This window comes from Streptomyces sp. HUAS 31 (genome assembly GCF_028198125.1).
Lineage (GTDB): Bacteria > Actinomycetota > Actinomycetes > Streptomycetales > Streptomycetaceae > Streptomyces > Streptomyces chartreusis.
This window is the reverse complement of record NZ_CP116353.1, coordinates 4213140-4225705: the sequence shown is the minus strand read 5'-3', so window position 1 is coordinate 4225705 and position 12566 is coordinate 4213140. Positions and strand designations below refer to the sequence as shown.

5 protein-coding genes are annotated in these 12566 nt (G+C 71.5%); 4 read left to right on the top strand and 1 reads right to left on the bottom strand.

The genetic code is table 11. The features are described 5' to 3' along the window. Positions 1 to 10: 10 nt before the first annotated feature. The 3 genes from PGH47_RS18575 (at position 11) to PGH47_RS18565 (ending at position 3663) form a co-directional block, all read left to right on the top strand. Positions 11 to 2206 carry an MMPL family transporter gene (locus PGH47_RS18575; protein WP_271664366.1) on the top strand — a complete coding sequence of 732 codons (2196 nt, stop codon included), beginning with the start codon at positions 11 to 13 and terminating at the stop codon, positions 2204 to 2206. A gap of 275 nt (positions 2207 to 2481) precedes the next feature. Further along, the gene (locus tag PGH47_RS18570) at positions 2482 to 2772 is read left to right on the top strand and encodes a response regulator transcription factor (RefSeq protein WP_271664365.1); all 291 of its coding nucleotides are present in this window, start codon (positions 2482 to 2484) and stop codon (positions 2770 to 2772) included. Positions 2773 to 2985: 213 nt separating this feature from the next. Further along, positions 2986 to 3663, top strand: a complete 678-nt coding sequence (locus PGH47_RS18565; RefSeq protein WP_271664364.1) for an AfsR/SARP family transcriptional regulator — start codon at positions 2986 to 2988, stop codon at positions 3661 to 3663. 74 nt (positions 3664 to 3737) lie between these two features. Here the strand turns inward: PGH47_RS18565 and PGH47_RS18560 are convergent, their stop codons facing one another. After that, a complete protein-coding gene (locus PGH47_RS18560; RefSeq protein ID WP_271664363.1) occupies positions 3738 to 11228 on the bottom strand; it encodes an amino acid adenylation domain-containing protein in 7491 nt (2496 codons plus the stop codon). A 277-nt stretch (positions 11229 to 11505) separates the two neighbouring features. Between PGH47_RS18560 and sbnA the strand changes: the two genes are divergently transcribed. Then, positions 11506 to 12543, top strand: coding sequence for a 2,3-diaminopropionate biosynthesis protein SbnA (sbnA, locus tag PGH47_RS18555; protein ID WP_271664362.1), 1038 nt, complete (start codon positions 11506 to 11508; stop codon positions 12541 to 12543). The last annotated feature ends 23 nt before the right edge of the window (positions 12544 to 12566 follow it).

Below are 12566 nucleotides of genomic sequence, written 5' to 3'. Positions count from 1 at the left end.
GGAAAGCAAAGTGGGAGGCAGGAACCTGATCACCAGGGCCGCTCGCTGGAGCGCCGTCCACCCCTGGTGGGCGATGACGCTCTGGGTGGTGTTCGTCCTCGGCGCCCTCGTGGTCGGCGGAATGACCGGCACACGGTCGGCGACCGTCTCGGACCTGGCCATCGGCCAGTCCGGCCGTGCGGCCGAGATAGCCAAGGACGGTGGCCTGGAGAACCGGGCCGTGGAGAACATCCTGGTGACCCCCTACGAGGGCAGGCTCGACCAGGACAGGGCACGGGCGGCGGCCGACGAGGCCGCGGACGCGCTGCGGGGCGCCAAGGGCGTCACCGCGATCGGCAAGCCGGTACCGGCGCCCGACGGTTCGGCGCTGCTGGTGCCCGTCACGCTCGGCGGGGACCCCGAGACCGCGAGCGAACGGGTGCAGCCGCTGCTCGACAAGGTCGAGAAGGTCGGCGAGAAGCACACCGAGGTCCGCGTCGAACTCGTGGGCGCCGGCTCCATCAAGGCCGGGCTCGACGACATGCTCTCCGAGGACCTGGGCCGGGCCACCGGGCTCAGCCTCCCGGTGACGCTGATCGTGATGGTGTTCGTCTTCGGCGCGATCGTCGCCGCGAGCGTCCCCGTCATCCTCGGCATCTCCTCCGTGCTCGCCGGCCTCGGACTGTGGGGCGTGGCCTCGCAGTTCGTCGCCGACCCGGGCCCGGTGACCCACATCATCGTGCTGATGGGCATGGCCATCGGCGTCGACTACTCGCTCTTCTACCTCAAGCGGCAGCGCGAGGAGCGCGCGCTCGGCGCCGACAACATCGACGCCATCGAGATCGCCTCCGCCACCTCCGGCCACTCCGTGATGGTCTCCGGACTGGTCGTCATGGTCTCCATGGGCGCCCTCTACCTCGCCGGGCACATCGCCTTCGAGTCGATGGCCACCGGAGCGGTGCTCGTCGTCGCCATCGCGATGCTCGCCTCGCTGACCGTGCTGCCCGCGATGCTCTCCAAGTTCGGCCGCTACCTGGACCGTCCGCGGGTGCCGCTGGTGTGGCGGCTCACCCAGCGCGCCGGCACCAAGCCGCGCCTGTGGTCGGCGATGCTCAAGCCGTCCCTGCGGCACCCGGTCATCTCCCTGGTGCTGTCGGTGGGCGCGCTGCTCGCGCTCGCCGTGCCGGCCATGGACCTGAAGCTGAAGGCCACAGGAGTCGACGACCTGCCGCACTCCATCCCCGCGATGCAGGCCAACGAGCGGCTGACCGAGTCCTTCCCGAGCCAGGCCGACACGCACACCGTCGCCGTACGGGTCCCCGACGACCAGGCCGGCCGGCTGCCCGACGCCGTGGCCTCCCTCATCCAACGCACTCAGCACTCCGGCCTGTTCGTGCACACCCCGGCGCCCGAGGTGCGCACCTCCAAGGACGGCACGGTGGCCACCATCGCGGTCGGCACCCGCTTCGACAGCAACTCCGAGAAGGCACGCGAGTCCCTGACGGCGCTGCGCGAGGACATCGCGCCGGGGACCGTCGGCCGGGTGCGGGGCGCGGAGTTCGCCGTCGGCGGCAGCGACGTGGCCTACGACGTGGACTACCGGGCCAACGTGGTCGACAAGATGCCCTGGGTGCTCGGGGTGGCGCTGCTGCTGACCTTCCTGGTGATGGCGATCGCGTTCCGCTCGATCATGCTCGCGATGATCACCGTGGTGCTCAACGTCCTGTCGGCGGTGGCCTCGTTCGGGCTGCTGGCACTGATCTTCCAGCGGACCTGGGCGGAGGGCTTCCTGGACTTCGAGTCCACCGGCCGGGTGGTGGCCTGGCTGCCGCTGATGCTCTTCGTGATCCTGCTCGGCCTGTCGATGGACTACCACGTCTTCGTGGTCAGCCGGATCCGGGAGGCGGCGCGCGGCGGGCTGCCGATCCGGGAGGCCGTCGAACAGGGCATCACCCGTACGGCCGGCGTCGTGACGAGCGCCGCGGTGGTGATGGTCAGCGTGTTCGCGCTGCTGGCCTCGCTGAGCTTCATCGAGATGAAGCAGATGGGCGTGGGCATGGCCTGCGCGGTGCTGCTGGACGCCACGCTGATCCGGATCGTGGTCCTGCCGTCGGTGGTCACGCTGCTCGGCTGGAAGACCTGGTGGCCCTCGCGGCTCGCCCATCAGAACGAGGCGCGGCCGCCGCGGATTCCGGCACTGCTCGCGCGGCGGGCACCGATTCTCTGAGATTCTCCGAGCACGACCAGCGATGAAGGGGCGGCCCGATGGGCCGCCCCTTCGGTCATGTCTGTCACCTTTCGTGCCGGACCCGCGCTAAACGTCCTGTGAATTGTGTGAGCTCCACTTGGGAGTCCTGTGTCGAAAGTTGTGAGAGTTGTACACTCAGACGCGCGTTCGGCGGAGAGCGACCATCTGATCCTTCACCGACCCATTGGGTGAATCATCAACATACCGACGGGCGCGACGACGGGGGAAAACGGGGTGATCAGGGGGATATGTCCATGCACGGTGACGACGGCATGCCGTCGGCGCGTTGGGAGACCGAGCTCGCTCGTGTAGGAGCGCTTTCCGATCGCGAGTTGCAGGTCTTCGCGCTCCTGGGTGCCGGACTTTCCAATCGCGGTATCGCGACCCGGCTCCAGGTCACGGAGCGCACGGTGAAGGCGCATGTCGCGAGCATTCTGACCAAGCTGGAAGTGGAATCCCGCCTTCAGGTCGGCTTGGTCGCCCAGGCTCATCAGCTCATGTACGAAGGTACAGTTTCGAACGGCTCGGACGTGATTGATAATTGATCAGTTCGAGTAACTCCCAGGTAATTCCCTTGTCGGGCCCGACGGAATGAGTCGCTTTCGTTCCGCGTGCTGCGCCCGAGGCCGTGAGGTGGGAGCTCGCGGCCGAATTCTTGGATAGGGATGGGAATTTTTGTGTACATCTCCATATTGGGCCCGCTGCTGATAGGGGACGGTCAGCGGACTGTCGGTCTGCGGGCGAAGAAGATACGGGTCATGCTGACCATGCTCGCGTTGAACCCCGGCCAGGTGGTGGCCTTCGACGAGCTGATCGATGAACTGTGGGGCGAAGTCCCTCTCAAGAACACGCGCAACGCTCTTCAGGCCAACGTCAAGCGCATGCGCAAGGCGCTTGCCGAGTTCGGATTCGAGGATCCCGACCAGACCCTCATCCGTACCGTGGACAACGGCTACATGCTCGACGTCCCGGAGGACGCCCTCGACGCCCACCGCTTCCTGCGGATGGCCGAAAAGGGCGCCGGCCTGGTGGGGCAGCGGCCGTATGAGGCGCGGGACCTGCTTCGGCAGTCCCTCTCCATGTGGCGGGGACCGGCCCTGCTCGACGTGAGTGACGGGCCGCGCTGCCGGGCCGTGGCGCTCCGTCTCGACGAACAGCGCAAGACAGCCAGGGAAGACCTGATCGAGGCACAGTTGCAGGCCGGCGAGGCGGGGGTCGTCGTTGCCGAGCTGAAGCAGTTGCTCGCTCAGTATCCCGAACGGGAGCGGTTCAGCGAGCAGTTGATGATCGCGCTGTACCGCTGCGGACGGCAGTCCGAGGCGATCGACATCTTCCATCGCACCCGTAAGTGGCTGGACGAGGAACTGGGACTGAAGCCGTCCCGGCGGCTGCACAGCACGTATCAGGCCATCCTGATGCAGGACCCGTCCCTGTGACTCCGTAGGTCGAACGACAAGGGCGCCGGTGGCTCAGCACGAGCCACCGGCGCCCTTGTCGTGTCCGTTCCGCCTCAGGTCCGGCGCAGGGCCCGGTCCGTGAGCGCACCGATGTGGCGTGCCGCATCGCCGCTCAGCATCTCCTCGTGCCCGCACGGCACGTCGTGGACCACGACCGCGCCGTCCACGTACGGCCGCCAGCGCGCCGCCGGGTCGCCGGTCGGGGCGTTCGGCTCGTCCGCGGCCACGAAGAGCGTGAGCTCACCCGTGTAGCGGTCCGGTGTGAAGCGGCGGGCGATGTCGGTGTGGTGCCGCATGACCGTCATCAGGTGACGCAGGTCCGCCTCCGGGATGTCGGTGCCACGGGCGTGGTGTTCGAGGAACGCGGTGCGGATCTGCTCGTCGGTGGGGTTCGGGTCGTCGGGCTCGACGGGAGCCACGTCCAGCGCCGCCAGGAAGTCGACCTGTTCGCCCGCCTCCTGGAGCCGGACGGCCATCTCGTGTGCGACCAGCCCGCCGAACGACCAGCCGAGCAGGTGGTACGGGCCCTGCGGCTGAACCTGCCGGATCCGCTCGACGTAGACCGCGGCGAGGGCGGGGACGTCCTGGGGGCGGTCCCAGTCCCCGTGCGCCGCCGTGACCCCGTCGGACTGGAGCGCGTACACCGGACGCCGAGTGTCCAGATGCGCGGCCAGTTCGGCGAAGGGCAGGCCGAAACCGACGCCGCCGTGGACACAGAACAGGGGAGCCAGGGTGCCGGTGGGACGGATGGGCAGCACCGGCACCAGGGCCTCGCCGTCCGACTCGGACGTGCTCTCGGCCGCTGTCGCCAGTGCTGACACCGTGCGGTGGGTGAAGACGTCCGACAGGGACAGGATGAGGCCCGCCTTCTCCGCTCGGCTGACTATCCGGACCGAGCGGAGGCTGTCGCCGCCCAGGGTGAAGAAGTCGGCGTCGGCGTCGACCTGGGGCAGGCCCAGGACCTCGCAGAAGACGTCCGCCAGGGCCTTCTCGGCGGGGGTGCGCGGGGGGCGGCCGGTGCTTTCGGGGGTCGGGGTGCCCGGGGCCGGCAGGGCTCGGGTGTCGAGTTTGCCGTTCGGGGTCAGCGGCAGCTCGGGCAGCGTGACCAGGGACGCCGGGACCATGTGGGCCGGCAGGGAGCCGGCGACATGGGCACGCAGGACGGGTACGTCGACGGCGGCGACGCCGGGCACCGGGACGACGTAGCCCGTCAGTTGGCGGTCGCCCGTCGGCGTCGCGGTCACCACCACCGCCGCCTGCTCGATCACCGGGTGCCGGGTCAGCGTGGCCTCGATCTCGCCCGGCTCGATCCGGAAGCCCCGCAGCTTGACCTGGTGGTCGGCGCGGCCGACGTAGTCCAACGCGCCGTCGGAGCGCCGGCGCACCAGGTCGCCCGTGCGGTACATCCGCGTACCGGGCCCGCCGTAGGGGTCCGCGACGAAGCGCTCGGCGGTGGTGCCGGGGCGGCCGAGATAGCCGTGGGCCAGGCCGCCGCCCGCGAGGTACAGCTCACCGGTGACGCCGACCGGCGCCGGCGCGAGGGCCGCGTCCAGGACGTACCCGCGGAAATTGGCCAGCAGACGGCCGATCGGCGGCTTCCCGCCCGGGGTGAGCGGATCGCTCCAGGTGGCGGCGACCGAGGTCTCCGTCGGGCCGTAGGCGTTGCGCAGCGTGACGTGCGGGGCGATCCGCTCGACCACCGCCGGCGGACAAGCCTCGCCGCCGACCAGCAGACACAGGTCGCCCGGGAGCGCGGCCGGATCGGGGAAGCCTGCCACGACGGTGGGCGGCAGGATCGCGTGATTGACGCCGTACTCGGTGATCAGCTCGGCCAGCAGCGGCGCGGACAGCCTGCTGTCGGCGGTCGCGCACACGAGGGTGCCGCCCGAGTACAGCGAGGCGGACAGCTCCCACACCGTCGCGTCGAAGCTGAACGACGCGAACTGGAGCACCCGGGTCCACGGCCCCGCACCCATCTCCGCCCGCAGGTTGGCGACCAGATTGGCCGCCCCCGCGTGCGGCACGGCCACGCCCTTGGGGCGGCCGGTGGAGCCGGAGGTGTAGATGACGTACGCCGTGTCCCGCGCCGTCAGCGGCCGGGTGCGGTCGGCGTCCGTGACGTCGGTGGCGGGCAGCGCGCCCAGCTCGGCCAGCGTCGCCGGGGCGTCCAGGACCAGCGGGGACACCCCGGGAAGCCGGCCGGCGGCCTCCGCGACGGACAGGACCTCGGCCGGCGCGGCGTCCTGGAGCATGTAGGCGATGCGCTCGGCCGGATAGTCCGGGTCGACGGGCAGATAGGCCGCACCGGTCTTCAGTACGGCCAGCAGCGCCACGACCGTACGGGCCGACCGGGGCAGCGCCAGCGCGACCAGGTCACCGGGGCCGATCCCGCGGCCGAGCAGCAGCCGGGCGAGGCGGTTGGCCTCGGCGTTGAGCTCCCCGTAGTCCAGCGGGTCCGCGCCGGGGACGAGGAGCGCCGGACGGGCGGGAGCCTCGGCCGCGTGCGCCTCGAAGAGGACCGGCAGGGTCACCGGCTGCTGCGGCAGCACCCGGCCCTGATGCTCGGTCAGCAGGGCGTGGCGGTCCTCGGCGGTGAGCAGGTCGAGGGCGCCGAGCGGCGCGTCGGGGGTGCGGGCCGCGGAGGCGAGGAGGGTGGCGAGGGCGTGCGCGACACGGTCCGCCGTGGCCTCGGTGAACAGGTCCGCGCTGTACTCCAGCAGGATGTCCAGGCCGCCCGGAGCACCGTCCGCCGCCGCGCGCTCGGTCACCTCGAAGGACAGGTCGAACTTCGCCGTGGTGGAAGGGACGGACTCCACCGAGGCCGTGACCCCCTCCATCCCCGGCAGCGGACCGGCCGCGTTCTGGAACGACAGCACGACCTGCACCAGGGGCTGCCGGGCCAGCGAGCGCGCCGGCTTCAGCTCGTCGACGAGATGCTCGAACGGCAGCTCCGCATGCGCGTACGCCGTCAGGTCCGACTCCCGTACACGGGCCAGCAGTTCGGCGAAGGTGGGGTCGCCCGCGGTGTCGGTGCGCAGCACCAGCGTATTGACGAAGCAGCCCACCAGATCGCGCACCGCGTCGTCCGTACGGCCCGCCACCGGGCTGCCCAGCGGGATGTCGGTGCCCGCGCCGAGCCGGGTCAGCAGCGCCGCGAGACCCGCCTGCACGGCCATGAACAGGCTCGCGCCGGAGGTCCGCGCCAGCTCGGCCAGGCGCGCGTGCGTCTCGGCGGGCACGGTGTGCGCCACGCTTCCCCCGCGCCCGCCGGCCCGGGCGGGCCGCGGGAAGTCGGCGGGCAGCTCCAGCTCCTCCGGCAGACCGGCCAGCGCCTCGCGCCAGTGCGCGAGTTCCCTCGCGATCAGACTGTCCGGGTCGTCCTTGGCGCCCAGCAGCTCCCGCTGCCAGCGCGCGTAGTCCGCGTACCGCACCGGCAGCGGCTCCCAGTCCGGCGCGCCGCCCGCCAGCCGCGCCCGGTACGCGGTCACGACGTCCCGCGCGAGCGGCTGGAGCGACCAGCCGTCGGCGGCGATGTGGTGCACGGTGAGCGCGAGCACGTGACGGTCCGTGCCCAGCGCGAACAGCCGTGCGCGCAACGGAACTTGGGCGGACAGGTCGAAGGGGTGCGCGGCCTCGGCGGCGAGCGCGCCGGGGAGGGCCTCCTCGCCGGGCAGCCGTACGACCTCCATACGGGCGCCCGCCGCCGCCGCCGCCTCCTCGCGGGACAGCACCAGCTGCGACGGCAGCCCGTCGGCCTCCGCGAACACCGTGCGCAGACTCTCGTGCCGTGCCACCACATCGGCGAGCGCCGCGGTGAGGGCGGGCGCGTCGAGTGCGCCGGTGAGCCGGACGGCCAGGGGGATGTTGTACGTCCCGGCCGGGGTGCCCATACGGCTGAGGAACCACAGGCGTTCCTGGGCGTAGGAGAGGGGGGCCGAGGCGGTGGGGTGGTCGGGGGTGGGGCGCAGGGGTGGGCGGTCGGTGGGCGTTGGGGTGGGGGTGTGCGTCCGGTCCGAGGTGGAGGTGGGTGTGGCGGTGGGTGCGGTGGTGGCTGTGGGCGGGAAAAGGGTGCGGGCCAGGGACTCCGCGGTGCGGGTGTCGAAGAGGGTGCGGACCGGGACGTCCACGCCGAGGTCCGCGCGCAGCCGGTTGGCGACCCGGATCGCGGACAGGGAGTGGCCGCCGAGGGCGAAGAAGTCGTCGTCGGCGCCGACCCGTTCGAGGCCGAGCGCCTCCGCGAAGGCCGTGCACAGCAGTTCCTCGTACGGCGTCGCGGGCGGGCGGCCCGTGCTCGTGCGGTCGTCCGGCGGGGCGGGCAGCGCCTTGCGGTCGACCTTGCCGTTCGGGGTCAGCGGGAGGGTGTCCAGGTGGACGTACACGGCAGGGACCATGTGCTTGGGCAGCACCGCGGACGCGCGCTCCCGCAGCCGGTCGCGGTCGGTCCCTGCCGGTACGACATAGGCGACCAGGCGGGGTTCGCCGCCGTGGTCGGTGCGGGCCGTGACGACGGCCCGCTCGATGCCGGGCTGTGCGCCCAGGACGGATTCGATCTCGCCGAGTTCGATGCGGTGGCCGCGGATCTTGATCTGGTGGTCGCTGCGACCGGCGTATTCGAGGGCGGTGGTGGTGCCGGTGGTCGTGCTTGTGTCTGTGGTGCCTGTGGTGTCTGTTGTCCAGCGGACTATGTCGCCCGTGCGGTACATGCGGGTGCCGGGTGGGCCGTACGGGTCGGCCACGAAGCGGTCCGCTGTCAGGGCCGGGCGGCCCAGGTAGCCGCGGGCGAGGCCGGAGCCGGCGATGTAGAGCTCGCCGTACGAGCCGTCGGGGGTGGGGCGGAGGGCGGCGTCGAGGACGTACACGGCCGTGTTGGCGATGGGGTGGCCGATGGGGGGTGGGCCTTGGGTGTGCGGGGTGAGTTGTGCGGCCGTGGACCAGACGGTCGTTTCCGTGGGGCCGTAGACGTTGGTGACCGAGGCGCAGTGGGTGGTGAGGGCGTGGGCCAGGGGGTCGGGCAGGGCCTCGCCGCCGACCAGGGCGCGGAGGTTCTTCAGCGCGGGGGCGTGGTCGGTGGTGAGGGTCTGCCACAGGCTGGGGGTGGCCTGCATGAGGGTTGCGCCGGTGGTGGTGATGGCTGTGGCCAGGGCGGCTGGGTCGCGGACCGTTTCGCGGTCGGCGAGGAGGAGCTCGGCGCCGGTGGCCAGGGGGACGAAGAGTTCCAGGTTGGCTATGTCGAAGCCGAAGGTCGTTACGGCGAGGAAGCGGTCCGTGGGGGTGACCTCGAAGCGGGCGGCCATGTCGTGGATGAGGTTCACGAGGGCGGCGTGGGGGACGACCACGCCCTTGGGGCGGCCGGTGGAGCCTGAGGTGTAGATGACGTATGCGGGTGCGTTCGGGGGCACGTCGCGGCCTTCGGCCGCGTCGGTGTTCCCACCCGCACCGCCCGTGCGGGTTTCGTGGCCGGGTGCGGGTGGCCCCTGCGGGGGCTGAGCGCCGTCGGCGCCTGCCACGGTCGTGTTGGGGGCGGTCGCGTCGAGGATCCACACCCTGCCTTGGCCGGTGTTCTCCGCACCATCCGTCGACAGGAGAGGGGCCACCCTCGTGTGGGTCAGGGTTACCACCGGGGCCGCGTCCTTGAGCATGTAGTGCAGGCGGTCCGGGGGGTAGTCGGGGTCCAGGGGGAGGTAGGCCGCGCCTGTTTTGAGGACGGCGAGGGCTGCCACCACCAGGTCGCAGGAGCGGTCCAGGGCCAGCGCCACCACTCGTTCCGGGGCCGCGCCCGCCGCGCGCAGGGCGGAGGCCAGGGCGTCGGCTCTGGCGTGCAGCTCGCGGTGGGTGAGACGGTCCTCGCCGCAGCGTACGGCCGGTGCGTCCGGGGTGCGTTCGGCCCACTGTTCCAGGAGCGGCGCCAGCAGGCCGCCCGGGAGGTCGGTGGCCGTGCTGTTGCGGGTGGTGAGGAGGCGGGTCCGCTCGGGTTCGTCGAGGAGGACGTCCAGGCGGCCGGTGGGGGTGTCCGGGTCGGTCACGGCCGCTTCGAGGAGGCGGGCGAAGCGCAGGCCCAGGGTGTGGGCCGTCGCGTGCGGGACGCGGGACGGCAGGTGGTTGATCGCGAGGCCGAACGGCGTGCCGGGGAACACCGTGAGGGTCAGGGGGTAGTGCGTGGCGGAACGGATGTCGATCGCCGTCACCCTGGGGCCCGACTCGGGCGGTGCCAGGGGGACTTCGCCCATCGGGTAGTTCTGGAACATCAGTGCCGTGTCGAAGAGCTCCCCGCGCACCGGCGTCAGCTGCTGGACCTCGGCGAGTGTGAGGTGCTCGTGCGGCAGCAGCTCGGTCTGGCCGGCCTGCACGGCGGCGAACAGCTCGGCCGGCGTGCGTCGGGGGTCCACGTCGACCCGTACGGGAAGCGTGTTGGCGAACAGGCCCACCATCGCCTCGACGCCGGGCAGTTCGGCCGGGCGTCCCGAGGAGACCGCACCGAACAGCACCGTGTCCTGGCCGGTCAGCCTCGACAGCAGCAGCGCCCAGCAGCCCTGGACCACCGAGTTGACGGTCAGACCGCGAGCACGGGCGAGACGGGTGAGAGCGGCGGTGACGTCCGGGGCGAGCTCGACGGGGACCTGCGCGGGCAGCACGTCGGCCTGCGAGGCGCTGGATCCGTCACCTTCGGCCGCCTCCGACGTCGGCTGTGCCTCCTTCGGCACCAGCCGCGTCGGCTCCGACACCCCGGCGAGTGCCCGTCCCCAGGCCTCCCGTGCCGCCTCCTTGTCCTGCGCGCCGAGCCAGGCGAGGTGGGCGCGGTAGTGCGTGGCGGTGGGGTTCGGGGCGACGTCGAGGCCGTCCGGCCGGCCCAACCCGGCTGCCCCGCCGGACTCCGGCGCAGTGCCCACACCGGCCGCTACGCCGGACCCGGCCGCTCTGCCGATACCGGCCGCTACGCCGGACCCGGCCGCTCTGCCGATACCGGCCGCTTCACCGGAGCCGACCGCTCTTCCCGCCCCGCCGGCGTTCCCGAGGCCGGCCGATTTGCCGACCCCTGTCGCCCCGCCCAACCTCGCCGCGAACTCCGCCAGTTCCCGCGTCAGCGTCGCCATCGACCAGCCGTCCACCAGGATGTGGTGGACCGTCCACAGCAGGCGGCCGCGTCCCCCGGCGCCCCTGAGGAGGGTGAAGCGGTGCAGGGGTGGGCGGGTCAGGTCGAAGCGGTGGAGGCGGTCCTCGTGGGCCAGGCGGTCCAGGGTCGCCGCGTCCGCGTCGGGCAGCAGCCGCTCCTGCCAGGGCAGTTCCACGGACTTCGGAACTACCTGGACCGCCTCGCCCGTGCGGCGGGTACGGAAGCAGGCCTTGAGGTTCGGGTGACGTTCCAGGAGCATGGCCGCCGCAGCACGCAGCGCCCCGGCATCGGCGTCGGTCAGGTCCTCGAAGTCGACCACCAGCTGAAGGGTGTAGAGGTCCGTTCCCTCACGGTCGTATTCCGCGAGGAACAACAGCCCCTGTTGCAGGGGCGTGAGCGGAAGGACTTCACTGATGGCGGATGGCCGATTCAAGCCGTGCTCCTCACGGAAGAGCTGGGTGGGCGGAAGTCGGGATCATTTCCGACCGTTCGACGATTTCCGATCGCACTGACGCTCAACTGACCGGTAACTGACGGCCCGCTGACGCATTCACCGGCCGCCCGCCACCGCACGGGCCCCCCGGCGAAGCACCCCACCGAGCGTCCGCGACGTCCCTTCCTGCCCTGTCAGCAGCCCGTCAGCACCTCGTCAGCGCCCGCCTACAGGCTTGGCGGCGAGGCTCATTCGTCGCCGAAGGCCAGGAGTGCCAGTGCCGGTTATATCCGCGTCGCATGAATTCGATGTCAGCGACCTCTTCGTGAATCTGCAACCGCTCTTCGGGCGGCGTCTCTTTCTCAAGGTCGAGGGATTCAACTTCGCCGGCTCCATCAAGCTGAAGGCGGCCCGCGAGATGGTCGCGCAGGCCGAGGCCGCGGGCAGGCTCGGACCCGGCTCGACCCTCGTGGAGTCCTCGTCCGGCAACATGGGCGTCGCCCTGGCCCTGCTCGCCGCGAGCCGCGGCTTCAGGTTCCTGTGCGTGACCGACTCCCGCTGCAACGCGGTGACCCGGCGCACCATGGAGTCGCTCGGCGCCGAGGTGCACGTCATCACCGAGCCGCACGAGACCGAGGGCTTCCTCGGCGCCCGGATCCGGCACGTCAAGGCGCTGCTGGCCGCCGACGACAAGAAGGTCTGGCTCAACCAGTACCTCAGCCCCGGCAACTGGATGGCCCACTACCGCACCACCGCGCCCGCCATCGCCCGCCAGTTCCCCGACCTGAACGTGCTGTTCGTCGGCGCGGGCACCACGGGCACCCTGATGGGCTGTGCCCGCTACTTCCGCGAGCGCCGGCCCTCGGTGCGGGTGGTCGCCGTCGACAGCGTCGGCTCGGTCACCTTCGGCCGCCCCGCGGCCACCCGGCACATCCCCGGCCTCGGCACCAGCGTGCGGCCCGCGCTGCTCGACGAGTCCCTGGTCGACGCCGTCGTCCATGTCCCGGAGGACGCGACCGTGCGCACCTGCCGGGAGTTGATGCGGCACGGATTCTCCTTCGGCGGTTCCACCGGAACCGCCGTGACCGGAGCGCTGAGCTGGCTCTCCGAGCAATACGGCGACACCACGTCGGGCATTCGCGAGCAGGTGACCGCGGTGACCATTTCCCCGGACCTGGGCGAGCGCTATATGGAGACCGTTTACCACGACGAATGGGTCACGCATTCCCTCGGCGCGGAATCCCTCACGGAGAACGCCGAAGGGACCTGGGCGGGCACGGAATCGACAGCCGGCCTCGAGACGGTTTCGGGCTGAACGGCACAAGCGGACGAATTGGT

Coding starts and splice junctions, on each gene's coding strand:
- PGH47_RS18570 (WP_271664365.1), top strand. CDS start 2,482: ATGCACGGTGACGACGGCATGCCGTCGGCGCGTTGGGAGACCGAGCTC.
- PGH47_RS18565 (WP_271664364.1), top strand. CDS start 2,986: ATGCTGACCATGCTCGCGTTGAACCCCGGCCAGGTGGTGGCCTTCGAC.